This window comes from Pseudomonas endophytica (assembly GCF_001411475.1).
In the GTDB taxonomy this organism is placed as follows: domain Bacteria; phylum Pseudomonadota; class Gammaproteobacteria; order Pseudomonadales; family Pseudomonadaceae; genus Aquipseudomonas; species Aquipseudomonas endophytica.
This window is the reverse complement of the sequence record NZ_LLWH01000212.1, coordinates 1-22,258: the sequence shown is the minus strand read 5'-3', so window position 1 is coordinate 22,258 and position 22,258 is coordinate 1. Positions and strand designations below refer to the sequence as shown.

At 55.2% G+C, this 22,258-nt stretch carries 25 protein-coding genes and 1 pseudogene; 19 read left to right on the top strand and 7 right to left on the bottom strand.

Annotation, left to right across the window (positions count from 1 at the left end; translation table 11 throughout):
- The 8 genes from AQS70_RS20120 to AQS70_RS20085 all read left to right on the top strand — a co-directional run.
- A partial coding sequence (locus tag AQS70_RS20120; RefSeq protein ID WP_241492871.1) for a chemotaxis protein CheA occupies positions 1-1,346 on the top strand: 1,346 nt, incomplete at its 5' end.
- 51 nt (positions 1,347-1,397) lie between these two features.
- Complete coding sequence (locus AQS70_RS20115; protein ID WP_055104498.1) at positions 1,398-2,522, top strand: protein-glutamate methylesterase/protein-glutamine glutaminase; 1,125 nt, start codon at positions 1,398-1,400, stop codon at positions 2,520-2,522.
- Positions 2,522-3,262 carry a flagellar motor protein gene (locus tag AQS70_RS20110; RefSeq protein WP_055104497.1) on the top strand — a complete coding sequence of 247 codons (741 nt, stop codon included), beginning with the start codon at positions 2,522-2,524 and terminating at the stop codon, positions 3,260-3,262. Before AQS70_RS20115 ends, AQS70_RS20110 begins: the two co-directional genes overlap by 1 nt.
- A gap of 2 nt (positions 3,263-3,264) precedes the next feature.
- A complete protein-coding gene (gene motD, locus AQS70_RS20105; protein WP_055104496.1) occupies positions 3,265-4,155 on the top strand; it encodes a flagellar motor protein MotD in 891 nt (296 codons plus the stop codon).
- Between the two features lie 50 nt (positions 4,156-4,205).
- Positions 4,206-4,994: a ParA family protein gene (locus tag AQS70_RS20100; protein ID WP_055104495.1), complete on the top strand. Its 789-nt coding sequence runs from the start codon at positions 4,206-4,208 to the stop codon at positions 4,992-4,994.
- An 84-nt stretch (positions 4,995-5,078) separates the two neighbouring features.
- Positions 5,079-5,864 carry a CheW domain-containing protein gene (locus AQS70_RS20095; protein WP_055104494.1) on the top strand — a complete coding sequence of 262 codons (786 nt, stop codon included), beginning with the start codon at positions 5,079-5,081 and terminating at the stop codon, positions 5,862-5,864.
- 69 nt (positions 5,865-5,933) lie between these two features.
- A complete protein-coding gene (locus tag AQS70_RS20090) occupies positions 5,934-6,413 on the top strand; it encodes a chemotaxis protein CheW (RefSeq protein ID WP_055104493.1) in 480 nt (159 codons plus the stop codon).
- Positions 6,414-6,806: a DUF2802 domain-containing protein gene (locus AQS70_RS20085; protein WP_055104492.1), complete on the top strand. Its 393-nt coding sequence runs from the start codon at positions 6,414-6,416 to the stop codon at positions 6,804-6,806.
- Here the strand turns inward: AQS70_RS20085 and idi are convergent.
- The 7 genes from idi to fliK form a co-directional block, all read right to left on the bottom strand.
- Positions 6,780-7,385, bottom strand: a complete 606-nt coding sequence (gene idi / locus AQS70_RS20080; RefSeq protein ID WP_055104491.1) for an isopentenyl-diphosphate Delta-isomerase — start codon at positions 7,383-7,385, stop codon at positions 6,780-6,782. The genes AQS70_RS20085 and idi overlap by 27 nt on opposite strands.
- A gap of 82 nt (positions 7,386-7,467) precedes the next feature.
- Positions 7,468-8,778: an FAD-dependent oxidoreductase gene (locus AQS70_RS20075; protein WP_055104490.1), complete on the bottom strand. Its 1,311-nt coding sequence runs from the start codon at positions 8,776-8,778 to the stop codon at positions 7,468-7,470.
- Entirely contained in the window at positions 8,771-9,598 is an 828-nt protein-coding gene (locus AQS70_RS20070; RefSeq protein WP_055104489.1) for a class I SAM-dependent methyltransferase, read from the bottom strand. Before AQS70_RS20070 ends, AQS70_RS20075 begins: the two co-directional genes overlap by 8 nt.
- Positions 9,595-11,199, bottom strand: coding sequence for a GMC family oxidoreductase (locus tag AQS70_RS20065; protein ID WP_082428163.1), 1,605 nt, complete (start codon positions 11,197-11,199; stop codon positions 9,595-9,597). Before AQS70_RS20065 ends, AQS70_RS20070 begins: the two co-directional genes overlap by 4 nt.
- 45 nt (positions 11,200-11,244) lie before the next feature.
- A complete protein-coding gene (locus tag AQS70_RS20060; RefSeq protein ID WP_055104487.1) occupies positions 11,245-11,904 on the bottom strand; it encodes a dUTP diphosphatase in 660 nt (219 codons plus the stop codon).
- Positions 11,905-12,317: 413 nt separating this feature from the next.
- Positions 12,318-12,635, bottom strand: a complete 318-nt coding sequence (locus AQS70_RS20055) for an EscU/YscU/HrcU family type III secretion system export apparatus switch protein (protein WP_055104486.1) — start codon at positions 12,633-12,635, stop codon at positions 12,318-12,320.
- Positions 12,632-14,200, bottom strand: coding sequence for a flagellar hook-length control protein FliK (fliK, locus tag AQS70_RS20050; protein ID WP_055104485.1), 1,569 nt, complete (start codon positions 14,198-14,200; stop codon positions 12,632-12,634). Before fliK ends, AQS70_RS20055 begins: the two co-directional genes overlap by 4 nt.
- A 191-nt stretch (positions 14,201-14,391) precedes the next feature.
- Between fliK and ccmA the strand changes: the two genes are divergently transcribed.
- The 11 genes and pseudogenes from ccmA to AQS70_RS19995 form a co-directional block, all read left to right on the top strand.
- Positions 14,392-15,027, top strand: a complete 636-nt coding sequence (ccmA, locus tag AQS70_RS20045; RefSeq protein WP_055104499.1) for a cytochrome c biogenesis heme-transporting ATPase CcmA — start codon at positions 14,392-14,394, stop codon at positions 15,025-15,027.
- Complete coding sequence (gene ccmB / locus AQS70_RS20040) at positions 15,024-15,692, top strand: heme exporter protein CcmB (protein WP_055104484.1); 669 nt, start codon at positions 15,024-15,026, stop codon at positions 15,690-15,692. Before ccmA ends, ccmB begins: the two co-directional genes overlap by 4 nt.
- Positions 15,693-15,784: 92 nt before the next feature.
- Positions 15,785-16,543 carry a heme ABC transporter permease gene (locus AQS70_RS20035; RefSeq protein WP_187331831.1) on the top strand — a complete coding sequence of 253 codons (759 nt, stop codon included), beginning with the start codon at positions 15,785-15,787 and terminating at the stop codon, positions 16,541-16,543.
- Positions 16,540-16,716 carry a heme exporter protein CcmD gene (gene ccmD / locus AQS70_RS20030; RefSeq protein ID WP_055104482.1) on the top strand — a complete coding sequence of 59 codons (177 nt, stop codon included), beginning with the start codon at positions 16,540-16,542 and terminating at the stop codon, positions 16,714-16,716. The genes AQS70_RS20035 and ccmD overlap by 4 nt, the downstream gene beginning before the upstream one ends.
- The gene (gene ccmE / locus AQS70_RS20025; RefSeq protein ID WP_055104481.1) at positions 16,713-17,171 is read left to right on the top strand and encodes a cytochrome c maturation protein CcmE; all 459 of its coding nucleotides are present in this window, start codon (positions 16,713-16,715) and stop codon (positions 17,169-17,171) included. Before ccmD ends, ccmE begins: the two co-directional genes overlap by 4 nt.
- Positions 17,171-19,061: pseudogene (locus AQS70_RS20020) on the top strand (heme lyase CcmF/NrfE family subunit). The gene ccmE and the pseudogene AQS70_RS20020 overlap by 1 nt, the downstream one beginning before the upstream one ends.
- Positions 19,058-19,594 carry a DsbE family thiol:disulfide interchange protein gene (locus tag AQS70_RS20015; RefSeq protein ID WP_055104480.1) on the top strand — a complete coding sequence of 179 codons (537 nt, stop codon included), beginning with the start codon at positions 19,058-19,060 and terminating at the stop codon, positions 19,592-19,594. The pseudogene AQS70_RS20020 and the gene AQS70_RS20015 overlap by 4 nt, the downstream one beginning before the upstream one ends.
- The gene (locus AQS70_RS20010) at positions 19,591-20,067 is read left to right on the top strand and encodes a cytochrome c-type biogenesis protein (protein WP_055104479.1); all 477 of its coding nucleotides are present in this window, start codon (positions 19,591-19,593) and stop codon (positions 20,065-20,067) included. Before AQS70_RS20015 ends, AQS70_RS20010 begins: the two co-directional genes overlap by 4 nt.
- Positions 20,060-21,262 carry a c-type cytochrome biogenesis protein CcmI gene (gene ccmI / locus AQS70_RS20005; protein WP_055104478.1) on the top strand — a complete coding sequence of 401 codons (1,203 nt, stop codon included), beginning with the start codon at positions 20,060-20,062 and terminating at the stop codon, positions 21,260-21,262. The genes AQS70_RS20010 and ccmI overlap by 8 nt, the downstream gene beginning before the upstream one ends.
- A gap of 105 nt (positions 21,263-21,367) precedes the next feature.
- Positions 21,368-21,763, top strand: coding sequence for a hypothetical protein (locus tag AQS70_RS20000; RefSeq protein ID WP_055104477.1), 396 nt, complete (start codon positions 21,368-21,370; stop codon positions 21,761-21,763).
- A gap of 138 nt (positions 21,764-21,901) precedes the next feature.
- On the top strand, positions 21,902-22,258 hold a 357-nt coding region (locus AQS70_RS19995), incomplete at its 3' end, for a PhzF family phenazine biosynthesis protein (protein ID WP_156355242.1).

The window sequence follows — 22,258 nt, the reverse complement described above, 5'->3', positions numbered from 1 at the left end:
GTAAAGGCCAGTTTTCGGCTCAAAGCCCGGTTGTCGTCGCCACAATCAATTCGACAGCAGGCGCCTCCAGCTCAACAGCCCCGGTAGCTAGCAAGCCTCAGCCCAAGGCTGTGGCCGCACGCGCAGAACCTGTCCGTGCGCCTGCGCCGCCCCAAGAAAAACCGGTCGCCTCAGAAGCCGAAACCACGGTCCGAGTAGACACCGCGCGGCTCGACGAAATCATGAACATGGTCGGCGAGTTAGTGTTGGTGCGAAACCGTCTGGTACGGCTGGGCCTTAATCTGCAAGACGAAGCCATGGCCAAGGCGCTGTCCAACCTCGATGTGGTCACCGCAGACCTACAAACCTCGGTGATGAAGACTCGGATGCAGCCGATCAAGAAGGTATTTGGTCGTTTTCCGCGTCTGGTTCGGGATTTAGCGCGCCAGCTGAAAAAAGAAATCAGCCTCGAACTGGTGGGTGAAGAAACCGATCTGGATAAAAATCTGGTTGAAGCGCTGGCTGATCCTTTGGTGCACTTGGTGCGCAACGCGGTTGACCACGGCTGTGAAACCCCCGCAGAACGCGAAGCTGCAGGCAAGCATCGTTGTGGACGGGTGGTGCTATCGGCAGAGCAGGAAGGCGACCATATCTTGCTGTCGATTTCTGACGACGGCAAAGGTATGGATGCAAATGTCCTACGCGCCATCGCCGTCAAAAAAGGCTTGATGGACAAAGACGCGGCGGATCGCTTAAGCGAAAGCGACTGCTATAACCTGATTTTTGCGCCGGGGTTTTCGACCAAAACCGAAATTTCTGACGTATCGGGTCGTGGTGTGGGCATGGACGTGGTGAAAACCAAGATCGCTCAGCTCAATGGTTCACTGGCCATTGAGTCGACCTTGGGCAAAGGTTCGAAGATCGTGATCAAGGTGCCGCTGACCTTGGCGATCATGCCGACCCTGATGGTGATGTTGGGCAGTCAGGCGTTTGCCTTTCCGCTGGTCAACGTCAACGAAATTTTCCACCTCGACCTGTCGCGGACCAATGTGGTTGACGGCCAAGAAGTGGTGATTGTGCGCGACAAAGCGTTGCCGCTGTTTTACCTCAAGCGCTGGCTGGTGGCTTCGGCCGCGCACGAAGAGCAACGCGAAGGGCATGTGGTGATCGTGTCGATCGGTACTCAGCGGATCGGCTTTGTAGTCGATCAGTTGGTTGGCCAAGAAGAGGTGGTCATCAAGCCGTTGGGCAAAATGCTTCAGGGCACCCCTGGCATGTCGGGCGCCACCATTACCGGTGACGGTCGCATCGCGTTGATTTTGGATGTGCCGAGCATGCTCAAGCACTACGCCTCGCGGCGTATTTGATTCACGTTGTGTGGGGCGCAGGCGCCCCTCGTGTCGCCTAACGGAGTGTTTATGGTAGTCAAAGTCCTTGTGGTGGACGATTCAGGTTTCTTCCGCCGTCGCGTGTCGGAAATCCTGTCGGCTGACCCAACGATTAACGTGATCGGCACGGCGACCAATGGCAAAGAGGCGATTGACCAAGCGCTGGCGCTCAGGCCCGACGTGATCACCATGGACTATGAAATGCCGATGATGGACGGCATCACTGCGGTGCGCCACATCATGCAGCGCTGCCCAACGCCGGTGTTGATGTTTTCATCCCTGACCCACGAAGGGGCTCGCGTCACCCTTGATGCGCTGGACGCCGGAGCAGTGGACTTTCTGCCGAAAAACTTCGAAGACATCTCGCGCAATCCCGATAAGGTCAAACAACTGCTGTGTGAGAAGGTGCACTCTATTTCGCGCAGTAACCGCCGCCTGTCCAGTCTGGGCGCGCTGTCGTCTGCACCTGTCAGCCGTGCGCCCGTTGGGGCTGGCCCTGCAACAATTGCGACACCCACCCCGGCGCCGACCCGCAGCACACCCATTGCTAGCCGCGCGGCCCCGAGCGCCCATGGCTCGGCGGTCAAACGCAAGCCTTACAAGCTTGTGGCGATTGGTACTTCAACCGGCGGCCCAGTGGCGTTGCAGCGTGTATTGACCCAGTTGCCGGGTAACTTTGCGGCGCCCATCGTGTTGGTCCAGCACATGCCTGCGGCGTTTACCAAAGCCTTTGCTGAGCGCCTCGACAAGCTGTGCCGCATCAACGTCAAAGAAGCCGAAGACGGCGATACGTTGCGCCCTGGGCTGGCGTTGCTGGCGCCAGGCGGTAAGCAAATGATGGTCGACGGTCGAGGCACCGTCAGAATTCTGCCAGGCGACGAACGCCTGAACTACAAGCCAAGCGTCGATATCACCTTTGGCTCAGCGGCTAAAGCTTACGGTGACAAGGTTTTGGCGGTGGTATTGACCGGGATGGGCGCGGATGGCCGCGAAGGGGCGCGTCTGCTTAAACAGTGCGGCAGCCAAGTGTGGGCACAAGATGAAGCGAGTTGCGTGATCTATGGCATGCCCATGGCCATTGTTAAGGCCAATTTGGCCGACGCGGTGTACAGCCTCGATGACATGGGTCGCCATCTGGTCGAGGCCTGTCACTGATGGATGTGCTCAGCCTGATCGGCATCATCATGGCCTTTGTGGCCATTGTTGGCGGTAACTATCTGGAAGGCGGGCATTTGGGCGCGCTGGCCAATGGCCCTGCGGCGCTTATCGTGCTGGGCGGCACCTTGGGAGCGGCGTTATTGCAGTCGCCGATGAGCGCCTTTAAGCGCTCGATTCAGACCGTGGGCTGGATTTTCTTTCCGCCGCATATCGACATGGCGGGCGGTATCAATCAGGTCGTCAATTGGAGCCTAACGGCGCGCAAAGAGGGGTTGTTGGGGCTGGAAACGATGGCCGATACCGAACCCGACAGCTATTCGCGCAAGGGCCTGCAATTATTGGTCGATGGGGTAGAGCCAGAAGCTATTCGCAGCGTGCTTGAGGTCGACTATATGACCCAGGAAACCCGCGACATCGAGGCCGCCAAGGTTTTTGAATGCATGGGCGGCTATGCCCCGACCATCGGCATTATTGGTGCGGTCATGGGGTTGATCCATGTGATGGGTAACCTCGCGGACCCGGCCCAGTTGGGCAGCGGGATTGCCGTGGCATTTGTCGCGACTATTTATGGGGTGGCCAGCGCTAACCTGGTGTTGCTGCCGATTGCCAGCAAGCTCAAGGCGATAGCGCTGCGCCAGTCGTTGTACCGTGAGATGTTGCTGGAAGGCATTCTGTCGATTGCTGAGGGTGAGAACCCACGGGCCATTGAACTCAAACTTCAGGGTTTTACGGGTTAACCATGAGCCGTCGCCGCCGCGGTGCTCAAGAGCACGTCAATCATGAGCGTTGGCTGGTGTCGTACGCGGATTTCATCACGTTGTTGTTTGCTTTTTTCGTGGTTATGTACTCGATTTCTTCGATTAATGAAGGCAAATACCGGGTGATCTCCCAAGCGTTGGTTGGGGTGTTTACTGACACTGCACGCAGCACTGAACCGGTGCCGATTGGTGAAGAGCGCCCGCTGACCACTAAACCGGCCCAGCCGCTGATCAAAAACAGCGACAACACGGATGCAGGGCTTGGACAGACCGAGGAAGATCCGCTCAAAAGCATCGCCAATGACATCACTCAAGCCTTTGGCGATTTGATTACGTCTCACCAACTCACGGTGCGCGGCAATGAGCTGTGGGTCGAAATCGAACTGAACTCCAGCTTGTTATTCGGCAGTGGCGATGCCATGCCTAGTGACCTGGCATTCAGCATCATCGACAAGTTGGCGACGATTCTTAAACCCTTCGATAACCCGATTCACGTTGAAGGCTTTACCGATAATCAACCCATTCGTACGGCGCAATACCCCACCAATTGGGAACTGTCCTCGGCGCGCTCGGCCAGTATTGTGCGCATGCTAGCGATGCAAGGTGTCGACCCTGGGCGCATGGCGTCGGTGGGTTACGCCGAGTTCCAGCCCGTGGCCAATAACAACACCCCTGAAGGTCGCGCGCTCAACCGTCGAGTGGTCTTGGTGGTGTCGCGCAACCTGGATGTTCGTCGCAGTTTGACCAGCAGCGGCACAGCCAACGCAACACCGGATGCCGCTTTGAGGCGGGCTGGCACACAAACTGCACCGCCTCAACCAACGCCGCTGGTCCGTGGGAATACCGTCAATTCCCCGTCACCGTCCCTATAAGTGCATGGCAATTCTCGGTCGGCACGCGTGCAGCCGGGAGGAATAACTGAATGAGAGTCTGGACAGTCGCAAATCAAAAAGGTGGAGTCGGTAAGACCACCACATCCATCGCCCTGGCGGGTTTGCTGGCTGAGGCGGGTAAGCGCGTGATCGTGGTCGATCTCGACCCGCATGGCTCTATGACCAGCTATTTCGGTTATGACCCGGATGCCCTTGAGCACAGTAATTACGACCTGTTTTTGCACAAGGGGCAGGTCCCCGAGGGGTTGACCGCGCAGTTGTTGCTGCCCACGAGCAACGAGCAGATTGCCTTGTTGCCCGCCAGCACCGCGTTGGCCACCCTTGAGCGACAATCACCGGGCCAAAGTGGTTTGGGATTGGTGATTGCCCGTGGCTTGGCGCAAGTGTGGCAAGACTACGACTACGCCATCATTGACAGCCCGCCGTTGCTCGGTGTGCTGATGGTCAACGCATTGGCGGCCAGCCAGCAGTTGATCATTCCCGTGCAAACCGAACATTTGGCCCTGATGGGGCTTGAACGTATGGTCAACACACTGGCGATGATCAATCGCTCACGCAAACAGGCGTTGCCATTTTGCATCGTGCCGACGTTGTTTGATCGGCGTACTCAAGCGTCCATGAGCACCTTGCGGGTGTTGCGCGATTCACATCCTGAAACGCTGTGGCAGGGGTTTATCCCGGTTGACACACGTTTGCGCGATGCCAGTCGGGCAGGGCTGACGCCTTCGCAGTTCGACACCAAAAGCCGTGGCACGATCGCGTATCGCGCGTTGCTCAAACATATGTTGACCCAGCAACTGTCACCGCAAGCGGTGTGAGCTGGGCGTGCATTCAAGTATCTGCGTGGCATGGCCGATAACCTTCCCAGGTCATGGTCGGGCCAAGGCTGAGTGAGGCACCTGATGAAGCAACCGGTCGCACTGTCTACAAGCCCGCAAGTGGCGTTGCAGTCGTATTTAGACAACCTGCTGTTTGATGCAACAGAGCAGGTGCAGGAAGAGGCGGCGCCTGAACTGCCCGCTGAATCGGAACCTCTGGACGACTTCGCCGCTGCGGTGCTTGAAGAGCATGTGCGTGATGCACGGGTTGCATCGTTGGAGCCGCCGCTGGCGGTTGCGGTGCCGCTCTCAGACGTGCTGCCGGCGTTGCCGTCAGTCGTGCAGGCTCGCCCGAACGTGTCTGGCACGCGTCTGCCGGTGCAGGACGATGGGCGCCCGGCGTGGGCGAGCGAGCCGTTCGAATGTTTATTGTTCGATGTGGCGGGGCTGACGTTGGCTGTTCCGCTGGTGTGTTTGGGGTCTATTTATTCACTGCAAGGTCGTGAACTGACCCCTTTGTTTGGTCAGCCAGAATGGTTTTTGGGGATCCTGCCAAGCCAGAGCGGCAAGCTTAACGTTTTGGACACGGCACGTTGGGTCATGCCCGACCGCTACCGCGATGACTTTCGCGAAGGGCTGCAATACGTGATTTCGGTTCAGGGCTACGAATGGGGGCTGGCGGTGCATCAAGTCAGCCGCTCACTGCGCCTGGACCCCAACCAGATCAAATGGCGTTCTCAACGCGGGCAGCGTCCGTGGTTGGCGGGCACTGTCATTGAGCACATGTGCGCACTGCTGGACGTTGCTGAGTTGGCCGAGTTAATCGCCAGCGGCGCAACCAAACACAGGGCTGTAGCAGCAGACAAATAAACGGCCGGGCCTCAGCACGGTCAGACAGCACACACCGCTATGGGCGGGTTTTAGTCAGGGGTTTGGGGTATGAAACAAACAGCCGCACAGGGTTCCGATGATCCGATCCTGCAATGGGTCACCTTCAAGCTGGACAACGAGACTTACGGCATCAACGTGATGCAAGTGCAGGAAGTGCTGCGCTACACCGAAATTGCCCCGGTGCCAGGTGCGCCAGCTTACGTGTTGGGCATCATCAACCTGCGCGGTAACGTGGTAACCGTCATCGACACCCGTCAGCGTTTCGGGTTGTACGGTGCTGAAATTACCGATAACTCGCGCATCGTCATCATTGAGGCTGACAAGCAAGTGGTCGGTATTCTGGTCGACAGCGTGGCTGAAGTGGTGTATCTGCGTCAGTCTGAAATCGAAACGGCGCCCAATGTGGGCAATGACGAGTCGGCCAAATTCATTCAAGGCGTATGCAACAAGAACGGCGAGCTGCTGATTCTGGTTGAGCTGAACAAGATGATGACTGATGACGAGTGGTCAGACCTGGAGAACATCTGATTGATTCTTGAGGGGGTGGTAACGGTGCTGAGCCTACTGTGGGCCGCGACTGTGTGGGCGTTTTTGATCTACGTGCGCAAACAGCGCGTGGTGGCTGCGCAGCAGGCCGCTGCTGACGCACAGCGCGACCGCCGCCTCAAGGAACTCAGCCGCCGTTTGGACACTTACCAAAACGGCAACGTGCAAATGGGTGAAGAACTGCACGAAATGCGCTCGGTGGTGGCGCCGCTACCGGAAAAACTGACCCGCCTCGAACAGCGCGATCCGACCAGCCTATCGTTTGACCAAGCGGCACGGCTGGTAGGCATGGGCGCCAGCATTGACGAACTGACTCAGTCGTGCGGGTTAACCCAAGCTGAGGCGGAATTAATGAGCAAGATGCACAAGGGTTGAATTCAAGCTTCCCTTTGAGGGCGGCGAGTTCAATCGTTGCGCGTAATCTTTGAGGCTATCCAAGTTGGCACTGGGTTGCTCAAGAATTTTTTTGAACCACACGGTGTACAACTCGGGTTGCTCGATCAGTTGGGTCGTCAAAGTTTGGGTGTCAATCCATGCCCAGTCATGGGCTTCGTTAGGATCAGGTTGGGCTTGGGCATTGAATCGGCCCACGTAGACATGATCGAACTCATGCTCAATAAGGTCATTGGATACTTTGGCTTTGTAAATCAATGTACCCACTTCAAATAATGGACATTCAAAGCCCATTTCTTCCTGCAGCCGACGCCGAGCAGCATTGGCGGTCGACTCCTCAGGTCGCGGATGGCCGCAACAGGTGTTAGTCCACAAGCCCCCCGAGTGATACTTGCTCAAGGCTCTGTGTTGCAGCATCAGTTGGCCTTGATCATTGAACACAAAAATCGAAAAGGCGCGATGCAGCAGGCCTTGCTGGTGCACGTGCAGTTTCTGCGCAGTGCCTGTTTGCGTGTCCAGATGATCAACCAGAATAAGCGTTTCTTCGTCGGAGCAAGTCATGTGTAAAAACTCCAGTTGAGGCCTTTTTCGGCCTACTTGGTAATGATGTACAAGGGGTTAGAGCCAGTGCAGGAAGACTGATTTACCCCGCCTGTGCTAACACCTTGAAAACGATGAAAGGATGAAACAGGGCATAAGGCGAAGCGATTTGATGCATGACCTTGAACTGAAGTTCTCGGGCGAAAACATCGTGATTAGAGAGGCAGTAAAATTTTTGGGTGTACCACATAAGAAACTTATTCAATAGGCTGCGTTTACCTGGGACGCAGGCATGCCTTAGGTCTTCGACTTCAGACACTTTCCAGGGCGACCTATTGGCTTTGGCAAGCTGCTGTTGAACGTCACGTGTGGCAATACAACCCTCTGTGTTGCGCAGGAGGTATTGGCTAATAACGAGTGCATGGCTGGCGCACAACGTAATGCCTTGTCCAAAGAATGGATTGAGCCTGCAAAAAGCTGCACCGGCGACGATCAAGCCCAGTGGGAAGTTGGGCATTTTTTCATAATGCAACCAAGCACTGCCCGGGAAGGCAAACGTATGCAGGTCAGAAACGGCTGTGGACTGGCTTATAAACTGGCTGATATCAGCCTGCGGCAGAGCGTCAATAAATGCTTTAAATGTGTTTTTGTCGGCGGTTGGGTTGGAGTCAAAGCAGCCCCCGGTAGAGACGATCCATGTGTCTTTTTCTATAGGAAACAGCAAACCCACATTGTGTTTGTGGCTGCCCGTATCCCAGATCACGATCGCTTTTTTCTCTAGAGGGCTTTCGCTGCGATACAGGGCCGATGAATACCGGATCTGTTTTTTTAACGTTGAGTTCTCAACGCGATCAAAACCAGCTGTGTTGAGCCACTCTGCGGTTTTTGAGCCAGCACCGCTGCAATCCACGACTAAATCGCAATGCAGGGATTGATCAGCCCCTTGGTCATTAAAGCGCACACCTTCAACCCGCGAGCCTTCAATAATAAAGGCGTTAACGCGCACACGACGTTTAACCTGGATGCTCGGGTTGTTAAGTATGCGTTGCCTGATTGTTGTATCTAAAAGCGCACGGCTGAACAAAACTGATGAAAGCTTACTGGTGTAGGGGGCTTTCCATTGACCGGCCTGATACCAGCGTAATCCATGACCTAGGTTGACGGTTACACCGCCTTGTGCACTGAGGGAGTCGCTGATGCCAGGAAAAATAGCTTCAATACTGTCCATACCCTGTTTAAGAACAATATGAAGATGATTTTCTTGGGGGACGCCTTTGCGTGGGGTTGGGGTGCAATCAAATTGATCTTTCTCAAGAATAACAACTTCATTGAAATGGCTGGACAGTACTTGGGCAACTAAACAGCCTGTAAGACTGCCTCCGATCACCACCGCTTTTTGTCGGTGATTATTCATGCTGAGCTGCGCTTGATAACGGTAAAGCGCTGAGGTTTAACTGAATAAGCCGCAGACTGCCTACAATCGAGTGTTGATCATTGGCGATATTAACCAACTCGGCCAGAATTGCGTTAACTTCTTCCTCAGAGGCGAATCCAAGTGCTATCAGAGGCTGTGCGATTTGTATAAAAGAGCGCCAGAGAATACTTTTCTCTTCGGGTGACTTTAAGAGCGGCTGAGTGAAATTTACCTGGTTAATTTTGAAGCGTTCGCAATGGGTCACTTTATGCCACAAAGGCTCAATGCAGTCGTAGTTCAAACCTAGCTGTCGGGTTAATTGGCAGCCTAGACGATTGGCTTTCTCAAGTTGCTCATTTGAGGGGTAGCAGAAAAAAGGAAAGCCTGGCTCTTCTATAAGGATTTTTGCATCGGGTGCAATGGACTGAAGTAGATTGTCAAAAAAAGTCTGCCAATTTTTTACATGCAACAACACATACCGGATGTACACCAAATCGACGGCGGTGTGTTTGAGTACGCCCTGAGTAAAGTCGTGCTGGACAAACGACACATTAGGCATCGTGCAGTTAGCACGACTCATATCGAGTTGCTCAGTGGACACATCTATACCAGTCACTTGCGCTTGCGGGAACTGCTTGGCCAGCCACTGGGTCATTTGCCCGTGACCGCAGCCTATATCAAGAATATGAGTAGGAGCGTGCGATGTACTGCGTTCAATAAATGCTCGGCTTCCAGAGTTATAAATATCAGACAGAATGGAAAGTCTGGTTTTGTCATGTTCGCCCACATTGAGCAAGTAGTGATTAAGGGTTTGGCTCATGATGTACACCTTGAATAACTGCTGGAATAGTGATCGGCAATAATGAGATCGGCTGCTTTTTCACCGATCATTGCACAGGCGGCTTGTGTGTTACCGCTAATAATGGTCGGCATAATAGAAGCATCTGCAATGCGTAAACCTTGGAGGCCAATGTAGTTTAACGCAGGTGTTACAACGCGCCCCATCGCACATGTCCCGACGGGGTGATAGGCAGATTGCGCGTGACGGCGTAGTTCACTTTCCCACTCGGCATCATTTATGGGCAGAGGCCGCAGTGGTTTACCGTTAAGCGCTAACAGCGGAGGTTGCGACAAAATAGTATTCATCATGTGAATGCCGCGAATTAAACGCTCAGTATCATGGCTGTTGGATAACAAACCGATGTTAATGAGGGGGCGCTTCTTTATATCTGCGTGCGTAATAGACACATGCCCTCGGCTGAGCGGTTTTAACAGGCAGGTATGGCATGAGTAACCATGACCGTAGTGTGGTGTTCTGCCATGGTTATCCATCATTGCGATAACAAAATGCATCTGTATATCTGGCTGAGCTAAAGACGGCGCTGTTTTTAAAAAGCCGCCGCACTCAGCGCCATTACTCGAGAACATGCCGTCCCGCATGGAGCGGTAAGCTTTGAACTCTTTAAGCAGTCTGTGAGTGCCCTTAAACGATACGCCCAAGAGTTCAGTGCCCGTGACTTTGACGCAGCGCACATAATCAATATGGTCTTGAAGGTTTTGCCCCACGTGCGGCGAATCATGAATCAGTGGCACCCCAGCACGCTGTAGCACTGCTGCTGGGCCAATACCGGAGCACATGAGTAGGTGGGGGGTGCCAATAGCGCCTGCGCAGAGAATAACTTCTTTGTCGGCAAAGAAGTGTTGAGTCCCGTCCTGACCCTGCACCTCAACACCCGTGACAGTGCCATTTTTAACAATGAGTCGCTGGGTGATTGAGTGCGTGAGGACGGTCACGTTTTGAGTGGTCAGATACTGGGAATAGGCCTGATAAGCGCTAAAACGCTGGCCGTCTTTTTGAAAGACTTGATAGAAACCCACGCCATCCTGGTGTTCACCGTTGAAATCCTCAGTGACCCTGAAACCCGCGTGTCTGGCAGCTTCGACAAATTTAATGGATGCCGGATTAACCGTCTTTAAATTAGCGACAGGCAAGGGGCCTTCAGTGCCGTGTAACGCAGTGTTCCATGTTGAATTGTTTTCAGCGCGTATGAAATAAGGCAGTACTTCAGGCCATGACCAGCCAACGCATCCCAGTTGCGCCCATTGGTTATAGTCCTCGCGATGCCCGCGTATATAGACCATTGCATTGATTGCACTTCCGCCTCCTAGCCCTTTGCCCAAAGGTAAATAGCATGACCTTTGATTGAGCGCGGCTTGAGGTGATGTTTTATATCCATAGTTAACCGAGGAGCGGAACGGAATAGAAAGTGCGCTAGAGACCGGTACTTTTAAAAGCGCGCCATTATTCTTACCACCGGACTCGAGTAATAAAATTTTAGCGAATGGTTTTTGCTGAGCGAGTCTACCCGCTAGCGCTGAACCTGATACGCCAGCACCGACAATGATGAAGTCATAGAGCATACAATCCCTGTGTTTATTCGATGTTGTTGAAATAGGCGCGAGTGATCAGTTGTTGGATGTCGGTCGCGAGTTGATTTTGTGCGCCGAGGCTATTTTTTTGTAGAGAGGGGTTGTATCGTGAATGGACAAGCAGTTGTGTCGAGCATGGATTTTATCGAGGAAGCAATTGTCCTCTTGTGTTCCCCATATTTTGTTGTAGGTCCCTTCTCTATAGCCGTTGCGCAGTCTATACAGCGCGAGTGTGTTCTTTTTTATATACAGCTCAACGATATGTTCACCCGTGTTTAAATCGCACAGATGCAGGGCTTCGCACAGAATAGCGAAAACACTTTGGTGCGTGAGGGCTTTGACACAAATCAGCTCCAGCAGATCAAGTAGCGAGGTTTGTGTGCTTATGCGCTGTTGTTTTAACGTGCAGGCCAAACGATGTGCACACTCACTTAAATCGCCTTTTTGCAGGCTGATCTCAGCGGACAAACTGAAGTGCAAAGCGTCGATCAATTCAATTCTGACCTGATCTAAGCAGTGTTCTTGAACTGTCCACCACTTCCAGCCGTGATGATCTATGGCTTCAGCTATCTCCATGAAGATAGCGCGTGAGTAGGGATAATCGACGTTAACCCAGTCAGTGTTAATCACTGTGTTTATATCGTTCTGCAGTGTTAATAGTGTCTGGATCTGTTTCTGCGTCAGTGTGTTGTCCATAAGTGTTTATGTCCATGCAGATTTTTACCGACTGATGTTTAGGCTGTTCAACTTATTAATCATGGGTCATTGAGCCCATGATGACGTTGTTGTTGAATGCCGTTTTAAAACCGAGTCGCACTATTTTTAAAGGAATGAAACAAGTGGAAGTGTTGATGAAAATCTGGGCGGGACAGTATCGGATTGTTGCCAGGTGTGTATGTAGGAATCTTCTGTTGAAAATGTAGTACCTAGCCATTTTTAGGGTCGTTGGTAAGTTTTTATGTATGTAATGCCTTATTTAAAGATGGCGCAAAGGTTGAAACGCAGCACCTGCGCCACATGGCCTGTAGGAGCTGCCGCAGGCTGCGATCTTTTGTTGTTAACGATTAAAAGATCGCAGCTTTCGGCAGCTCCTACTGACGTTTCAGACCTTAGCGCGGCGTTACATCGCGCTCAACTGGCTCTGATTCTGGATCAAAGCCCTGTGGGTATTTACCTTTTAGCATCCAGGCAAAGGCAATTATTTCGGCCAGTGTTCGATAAAGCTCTTGGGGGATGCTGTCTCCTAATTCCATGCGCGCCAATAATTTGACCAGTTCGGCATTCTCATAGATAGGCACGTGGTGTTCGCGGGCCAAGGCGAGGATGGCTTCGGCCAGTGCGTCGTCACCTTTGGCGGTCAGGGTGGGCGCCTGTTTGCCGTCGTAGGTCAGGGCAATCGCCTGACGGGGTTCTGGGGGTGTGTTCATACGGTTTCGTCGACCCAGCGTTGTTCAAGTTTGGTGGGGCCGTTGGGGGGCGGGGTGCCTTGATGGCAGTCCAAGTCCGTCACGCTCAGCCCCGCGTCATTTAGGCGCTGGCGCAGTACGTCCAGTTGGCTGGCGATCAGCTCCGCGGTGTCAGCGTGCTGTGCCCATAACTGGCCAGAGACGTTGCCGCGAATCAGTTGCGCTTGCACATGCAGTGGGCCTAAGGGGGTGAGGTCGAAAGCCAGTTCTACGCGCCATAGCTGATCTTTTATTTCGCGGCTTTCAGGGGCGTCTTGGCGATCATCGTTAGGCGGTTCTTCACGCTGAAACTTGACCTGCATCGGTACGATGTCATGGGCGTTGCGTAGGGGGATTTCTAATTGCCACGTCGTTAGCAGATTGCCGTCGGCGGTGCGCCCAGTTTGTTCCAAGCTCGACAACTGATGGCTTTGCAGGCGCGAAATGGCCGCGGCCGCGAGTTTGAGTAGGTTTTCGAGGCTGTCTTCACCTTCTGCGTGTTGCACCAGCCGCGCTGGCAGTGGAAACCCTCCCGGTTGGGGCTTGGCGCTCACTTGGTTAAGCATGCCCAATGCGTTGCGTACAAATGTTGGCAGCGCTTGGGCTTGGCTATTGGCGGCGACGCCGGGGTTAAAGTTGGGGTTGGCTGGGGCGCCGGGCAATATCTGTGCAATCAAGCGCAGCACGCTGGCTTTGATGTCCGCTGGCAAGGTGTGTAGCTGCCCGCCCAGCAGTTTGGCTTCAAGAAACGCGCCACTGTTGAGCAGGGCGTTGCTTAATGAACCGGGGTTGCTCAGTTGTTGAGGTGTGGGTAAAGCGCTCAACAGTTTGTCGATAGAGCCTCTGAGTTCGTCGGGCAAGGTGTTATCGGGTGCTATTTTTTGCAGCGCATTCAACAACCCTTCGAGCGAGCCTTGTCGGCTTTGCTGGGCCGCCAGTTGCTGCGCAATCGCTAATTGATCTTGGCGGCCACTGAGAGACACAACGTTGAGGCTCTGACTGCCCTGGACTTGTGCGGTCAGCAAGCTGTCGATGCGCAAAGGTCGGGGGCTGTCGATGATCAGCGTGCTGGCGCTCAACGCGCTATTAATTAAGGTCACCAGCGAGCGATAGATCACCGATTGCCCAGCGGTTGGCGGCAGCAGTTGAGAACTCAGCACTTTGCCTTGCAATAACGTGCCCACAGGCAGTTGTTGGGTATCCAAGCGGGTCAGGGCGGCATGGTTGTTGAGCGCTTGTTGCAGGCTTATCGCCAAGCTGCCAGGTGAAGGTTGAGTCACCGACAGCAGCGCGCCCAACGGCAGTGCTTGGTTGCTACTGACCTGTACGTTGGTTTGGCGGCCGTTGTCCAGCGTCAACTTAAGCAGAAGTTGGAAAACCGTGTTCTCTTGTTTAAGTGATAAGACTTGCGCCTGGGCACTTTGGCCCGCGCCGATTAGACCATCATAGGGTTGCAGCAACTTAAACACGTCACTGCCCCCGGCGCCGGGGCGTCCAGCGCTGGGCGCAGCCGGTGTGGGGGGCGCAGTATTCACATCGCTTATCATCGTGACAACCTTTCAAATAGGCCCTCTTTGGAGCAAGACGTGGCATGTATAATGCTGCCGCATCGTTTAAGGTGCGTACCAACCATCCAATTCTTTGACCCAGCTCGCTGTAACAGGCCGCAAATGTCTCTATCCTGCATCACTTTAACGGCCACGCTCGGGCCGACTTGAACCGTGAAGGCCCAAAAGACGTGACCATTGCTCTTCTAGAAACTCAATCACTTGCCTGTGAGCGAGACGGGCGCCTGTTGTTCGAGCATCTCGAATTGCGCTTGGACCCTGGCGACATGCTGCAAATCAGTGGCCCCAATGGCAGCGGCAAAACCAGCTTGCTGCGTTTATTGGCAGGTCTGATGCAGCCCACAGAAGGCCAGATTCGGCTCAAGGGTCTGCCTTTGCACAAGCAACGCGCCGAGCTGGCCAGTCAGTTGCTTTGGATCGGTCATGCGGCGGGCATCAAGGATCTACTCACGGGCGAAGAAAACCTGCGTTGGCTGTGCGCCCTGCATCGTCCTGCGAGCCATGCCGACATTTGGGCCGCATTGGCTGCTGTGGGGTTGCAGGGCTTTGAAGATGTGCCATGTCACAGCTTATCGGCGGGGCAACAGCGGCGTGTCGCGCTGGCGCGTTTGCATTTGCATAGCCCGCCACTGTGGATTCTCGACGAACCGTTCACCGCGCTCGACAAGCAAGGTGTCGCCGCCCTTGAAGAACATTTGGCCAGCCATTGCGAGCGCGGCGGTATGGTTGTGTTGACCACCCACCATACGTTGAGCCGTGTCCCTGCCGGTTATCGCGATATCGACTTGGGGCAAGTGGCCCTATGAGCGTATTTGCTTCGTTATTGGCACGAGAAGCGCGTTTGTTATTCAGACGCCCGGCTGAGTTGGCCAACCCGTTGGTGTTCTTCGCGATTGTGATCGCGATGTTTCCGTTGGCAGTTGGCCCGGAGTCACAATTATTGCAAACCCTAGCCCCCGGCTTACTGTGGGTGGCGGCGCTGTTGTCGGTGCTGCTCTCGCTGGACGGGCTGTTTCGCAGTGATTTCGAAGACGGCTCATTGGAGCAGTGGGTCCTTTCGCCGCATCCTTTGGCGCTACTGGTGTTGGCCAAGGCACTGGCACACTGGGCGTTTTCCGGGTTGGCATTAGTGATTCTGTCCCCCTTACTGGCGCTGATGCTGGGTCTGCCAGCGGCCTGTATACCGGTGTTGCTGATGTCGTTGTTGCTGGGGACGCCGGTGTTGAGTTTGCTCGGTGCCGTGGGCGCTGCGCTGACGGTAGGTCTCAAACGCGGCGGCTTATTACTGGCGCTGCTGATTTTACCGTTGTATATCCCGGTGCTGATTTTGGGCAGTGGTGCCTTGCAAGCGGCCTTGCAAGGCATGCCTGCGACCGGGTATCTGCTATGGCTGGGTTGCCTAAGCGCCTTGGCTGTAACGCTTACACCTTTTGCAATAGCCGCGGGCCTGAAAATCAGCGTCGGCGAATGAATAACGAGGTCTGGTCCGACAAAGGCCAGTAAAGACCCGCGCTTTGATCTGGTCACGCAGTGGCCGCGTCGAAGTACCGTGATGGAAACAGCGTGATGAACTGGACTTGGTTTCACAAACTTGGCTCACCGAAATGGTTCTATGCCATCAGTGGGCGCTTACTGCCTTGGTTGAGCGTTGCCGCCCTGTTGCTACTGGTGGTTGGATTGGTCTGGGGCTTGGCGTTTGCGCCGCCGGACTACCAGCAAGGTAATAGTTTCAGGATTATTTATATTCATGTTCCGGCCGCTATGTTGGCGCAATCCTGCTACGTGATGCTGGCGGTGTGCGGGGTGGTAGGGCTGGTCTGGAAGATGAAAATCGCTGACGTCGCGCTGCAATGCGCGGCCCCGATTGGTGCGTGGATGACCGCCGTGGCGCTTGTCACCGGAGCCATTTGGGGTAAGCCCACGTGGGGCTCGTGGTGGGTGTGGGACGCACGTCTGACGTCCATGCTGATTCTGTTGTTTCTGTACTTCGGCCTCATCGCGTTGGGCAATGCGATTACTAACCGCGACAGTGCCGCCAAAGCCTGCGCGGTGCTGGCGATTGTGGGCGTGATCAACATCCCGATCATCAAATATTCGGTGGAGTGGTGGAACACCCTGCACCAAGGCGCGACTTTCACCTTGACTGAAAAACCAGCGATGCCTGTTGAAATGTGGCTGCCGTTACTGCTGACCGTGCTCGGTTTTTATTGCTTCTTTGGTGCGGCGCTGTTGCTGCGCATGCGCCTCGAAGTGCTCAAGCGTGAGGCGCGCAGCAGTTGGGCCAAAGCCGAAGTATTAAAGGCACTAGAGGGGTCGCGATGAGTTTTGCTTCTTTCAGCGACTTTGTCGCCATGGGCCATCACGGGCTGTATGTCTGGTCGGCCTATGGCATCTGCTTGGCAGTATTGGCACTCAACGTGACGCTGCCGCTGGCGGCGCGTCGGCGTTATTTGCAACAAGAGGCGCGCCGTCTGCGTCGGGAGAGTTCCAAGTGAATCCGCAGCGTAAAAAACGTTTGATCATCATCCTGGCGATCTTGGTAGGCATCGGCGCGGCGCTTGCGTTGGCCTTGAGTGCCTTGCAACAGAACATCAATCTGTTCTACACCCCGACTCAGATCGCCAGTGGCGAAGCGCCACTTGATACCCGGATTCGCGCGGGCGGTATGGTTAAAAACGGTTCCCTGAAACGCTCTGGCGACTCGCTGGACGTAGCGTTTGTGGTCACTGACTTCAACAAGGATGTGGCTATCCACTACCGCGGGATCTTGCCGGACCTGTTCCGCGAGGGGCAGGGCATCGTCGCGTTGGGCAAGCTCAATGCCCAAGGGGTGGTAGTGGCCGATGAAGTGCTGGCCAAGCATGACGAAAAATACATGCCGCCTGAAGTGACCAAAGCGCTGAAGGAGAGCGGTCAATCCGCTCCTGCACCGGCTAACGAGGTTAAGTGATGACGTCTGGACTGTTTATTCCCGAATTGGGCCACTTGGCCATGATTCTGGCGCTGTGCTTTGCCGTCGTGCAGGCCATCGTTCCGCTGCTCGGTGCCTGGCGCGGCGACAAGTTATGGATGAGCTTGGCGCAACCGGCGGCCTGGGGGCAGTTTGCTTTTTTGCTGTTTGCCTTCGGTTGTCTGACCTACGCCTTTATGACAGATGACTTTTCGGTCGCTTATGTCGCCAATAACTCCAACAGCGCCTTGCCGTGGTACTACAAGTTCAGTGCAGTGTGGGGCGCTCACGAAGGCTCGCTGCTGTTATGGGCGCTGATTTTGGGCGGCTGGACATTCGCCGTATCGGTGTTCTCGCGGCAGTTGCCACAGGTGATGCTGGCGCGTGTGCTGTCGATCATGGGCATGATCAGCATCGGCTTTCTGCTGTTTCTGATCCTGACCTCTAACCCGTTCGTGCGTTTACTGCCGCAGATGCCTGCAAACGGCAACGACCTTAACCCACTGCTGCAAGACATCGGTCTGATCGTTCACCCGCCGATGTTGTACATGGGTTACGTCGGTTTCTCGGTAGCCTTTGCGTTTGCCATTGCCGCCTTGCTCGGTGGCCGACTCGATGCCGCGTGGGCCCGCTGGTCGCGGCCGTGGACCATCGTCGCGTGGGCCTTTTTAGGGATTGGTATCACGCTGGGTTCATGGTGGGCGTATTACGAACTGGGCTGGGGCGGCTGGTGGTTCTGGGACCCGGTTGAAAACGCATCGTTCATGCCGTGGTTGGTTGGCACAGCGTTGATTCACTCGCTGGCGGTGACCGAAAAGCGGGGTGTGTTCAAAAGCTGGACGGTGTTGCTGGCCATTGCCGCGTTTTCGTTGAGCTTGCTCGGGACGTTCTTGGTGCGCTCCGGGGTGTTGACCTCGGTGCATGCGTTTGCCTCAGACCCTGAACGCGGCGTGTTCATCCTGATCTTCCTGCTGTTTGTGGTCGGCGGTTCGCTGACCCTATTTGCGCTAGATCTTGCTCGGCACGCTCTACCCGCTGATTGTGGATGCCGTGAGTGGCGCCAAAATGTCGGTCGGCCCGCCTTACTTCAACGCGTTGTTCATTCCACTGATGGCCTTATTAATGGTGGTGATGGCGGTGGGTGTGTTGGTGCGCTGGAAGGACACGCCGATCAAATGGTTGCTGGGCATGTTGACCCCGGTGTTGCTCGGCAGCGCGGCATTATCAGCGATTGCCGGTGTGGCCTATGGCGACTTTAACTGGGCGGTGATGGCGACGTTTATGTTGGCGGCGTGGGTGCTGCTCGCCGGCGTGCGCGATATCGGCGACAAAACTCGGCACAAGGGCTTGGTCAAAGGCTTGCGCGGCCTGACCCGCAGCTATTGGGGCATGCAGATCGCGCACGTGGGGATTGCGGTCTGCGCATTGGGCGTGGTGTTGTCGAGTCAGAACAGTGCTGAGCGTGATTTGCGTTTGGCACCGGGCGAGTCCATGGCCTTGGCCGGTTACCAGTTTATTTTTGAGGGGGCCAAACATTTTGAAGGCCCTAACTACATCTCAGACAAGGGCACCGTGCGGGTGCTGCGTGATGGCAAGTTGGTCAGCGTGCTACACCCGGAAAAGCGCTTGTACACGGTGCAGAACTCAATGATGACCGAAGCCGGTATCGACGCAGGCTTCACCCGTGATCTGTATGTGGCTTTGGGTGAACCGCTGGGTGATGGCGCTTGGGCGGTGCGGGTACACGTTAAACCGTTTGTACGCTGGATCTGGTTTGGCGGCTTGCTCACCGGCTTTGGTGGTTTGCTGGCGGCGCTTGATCGCCGTTATCGGGTCAAGGTTAAAACCCGCGTGCGCGATGCGCTGGGCATGAAAGGAGAAACGGCATGAGACGCTGGCTGATGCTGGTTCCGCTGGCAGTATTTTTGGGCATGGCGTGGTTTCTCTATAAAGGGTTATTTCTGGACCCAACTGAGTTGCCCTCGGCTCTGATCGACAAACCATTCCCGGCGTTTAGTCTGCCAACCGTTGAGGGCGGTAAGACCTTGACCGAGGCCGATCTCAAGGGCAAACCGGCGCTGGTCAACGTATGGGCAACCTGGTGCGTCTCGTGCAAGGTCGAGCATCCGGTGCTGACCAAGCTGGCCGAGCAGGGCGTGGTGATCTATGGCGTCAATTACAAAGACGTCAATGAGGATGCGAAAAAGTGGCTCAAAGAGTTCCACAATCCGTATCAGCTGGACATCAATGACGAAGCCGGTTCGCTGGGCCTGAACATGGGTGTATATGGCGCCCCAGAAACCTTTTTGATCGACAGCCAAGGCATCATTCGGCACAAGTTTGTCGGAGTGATCGACGAGCGCGTATGGCGTGAACAACTGGCCGGTAAATACCAAGCGCTGGTCGATGAGGCCACGCCATGAAGCGCTGGCTCGCGGCTGTGGTTTTCGGCTTGACGTTGACCGGCGTCGCCCATGCCGCCATCGACACTTACGAGTTTGCTAATGACGCTGAGCGTGCGCGTTTTCGTGAACTGACCCAAGAGTTGCGTTGCCCCAAGTGCCAAAATCAGGATCTTGCTGATTCTAATGCGCCGATCGCCACCGACCTGCGCCGCGAGATTTACCGCATGTTGGGCGAAGGTAAAGACAATCAGCAGATCATCGACTTTATGGTCGACCGCTACGGCGACTTTGTGCGCTATAAACCGCCCTTGACCAGTAAAACCGCCGTGCTGTGGTTTGGTCCGCTGGCGTTGCTGCTGGGGGGAGTGGTGGTGATCGGGGTGATTGTCGGGCGCCGCCGTCGTACAGCGCGAACTGAAGATTCAGACACACTCTCTGCCGAGGAGCGTCAGCGCCTCAAGACCTTGCTGGATAAAAACCAAGATGATTGATTTCTGGCTTGCAGCCGGTTTGCTGCTATTGATCGCCCTCAGTTTTTTGCTGATCCCCGTGTTACGTGGTCGTCGTGCCCAGCGTGAAGAAGATCGCACCGCCTTGAACGTGGCGCTGTATCAAGAGCGCGTTGCTCAATTGCAGGCTCAGCGCGAAGAAGGTGTATTGAGCGCTGAGCAACTCCAAGCAGGGCGCGACGAAGCCGCCCGCGAACTGCTCGCAGACACCGAGGGTGTGGCGCCGGGCCGTTCTTCAACGTTGGGCAAGGGCTTGCCGATATTGGCCGCGATCATGGTGCCGGTACTGGGTTTGGGCCTGTACCTGCACTTTGGTGCCAGTGACAAGGTTGAGCTGACCCAAGAGTTTTCGACCCCGCCGCAATCGCTCGAACAAATCATTTCTCGTCTCGAACGGGCCGCCGAAGCGCAGCCAGACTCGCCCGAGAGCTGGTACTTCTTGGGGCGTGCCTACATGGCGCAAAACCGTGCGGCAGAGGCGGCCAAGGTCTTTGAGCGGGCCGTAGCGCTGGCCGGTCGTCAGCCTGAACTGTTGGGCCAATGGGCGCAGGCGCAGTATTTTGCGGATGATAAAAAGTGGAGCGCTAAGACCCAGGCGTTGACCGACGAAGCGTTAAAAATCAACCCTAAAGAAGTGACCAGTCTTGGCTTGCTCGGTATTGCTGCCTTTGAGGGCAAGCGCTATCAGGAGGCAATCACCTATTGGGAGCGTCTGCTGAACGAGTTGCCCGCTGATGACCCGTCTCGCGAAGCGCTGCAAGGCGGCATTGAGCGTGCGCGTGCGCAGTTGCTTGCCAGTGGCGGCCAAGTTGAAACCGCGCCTGCGGCCACGGCCCAAGCGTCGATCAAGGTCAATGTTGATCTGGCTGACGCGGTCAAGGCCAGCGTCCTACCGGGCGACAGTGTTTTCATTTTCGCCCGCGCCTTGTCGGGGCCACCGGCACCGCTGGCGGTTAAGCGCGTGACTGTGGCAGACCTGCCCATCACCCTTGAGTTAAGTGATGCTGACGCAATGATGCCCGCTTTGAAACTGTCTAACTTTCCTGAAGTCCAACTGGTTGCGCGCATTTCCCGTGCTGGCGTTCCGACAGCTGGCGAGTGGGCGGGGCGCAGTAAACCGCTGCCCAACAGCATCCAAACTGTGCAACAGCTGACCATCGACAGCCCTGACAAATAGCGGCGCAGAGCCTGTAGCAGCGAGCTTACTGGTGATTTTTTAGAGATTAAAAGATCGCAAGCAAGCTCGCTACAGTGGATCCCGCACTAAGAAAGAGAATGCTTTATGGCCATACTTGCCCGAATTACCCTGCTTAGTCTGGCCATTGGCCTGAGTGCTTGCTCGGTTCATCAACCTCACGAAAGTACTTCGCCCACACCCCCAAGCCCGATTCCGCAACCGCAGCCGTCTGACAAACCGCTGCCGGATATGCCCATCCCGCAACCGCCCAAACCGCTGCCGCGCACCTCGGCCACCTTTGCTCCACCGCCGGGCGGGCCGAGCCACTGGGATGCGCGATTGGGGGTGTACGTTCTCGATGACCAAAGCAACGTCTTCTACCGCCAGCGCACCTACTTCCGCTGGGACAACGGTTGGAGTCGTGGGATAAGCCCTAACGGCCCGTGGGAAGAAACAGATATCAGCGGCGTGCCGCCGGGGTTGAGTCGGCAGTTTAAGTAAGAATTTTCGTTAGCCACAAACGTAGCGCTGAGGTCTGTTTTTTTCCGTAGGAGCTGCCGAAGGCTGCGATCTTTGGCGTCTAAAGATCAAAAGCTCGCAGCCTGCGGCAGCTCCTACTCTTTTAATAAGGAACCCGGCATGAGCCTATTCGAATTCAAGCAAGTTGATGTGTTCAGCACGGTTGCTCTCAAGGGCAATCCGGTGGCTGTGGTGTTGAATGCCGACAGTTTGACCGATGAGCAAATGGCTGATTTCGCCCGTTGGACCAATCTCAGTGAAACGACTTTTGTCCTGAAACCACAAAACCCTAAGGCGGATTATCGACTGCGGATTTTCACCACCCTGTGCGAGTTGCCTTTTGCCGGGCACCCGACCCTGGGCAGTTGCCATGCTTGGCTTGAGGCCGGCGGTAAACCCCGTGGCGAAGAGATTATTCAGGAGTGCGCAGTCGGCTTAATCAGAATTCGACGCAATGCAGAGCAACTGGCGTTTACC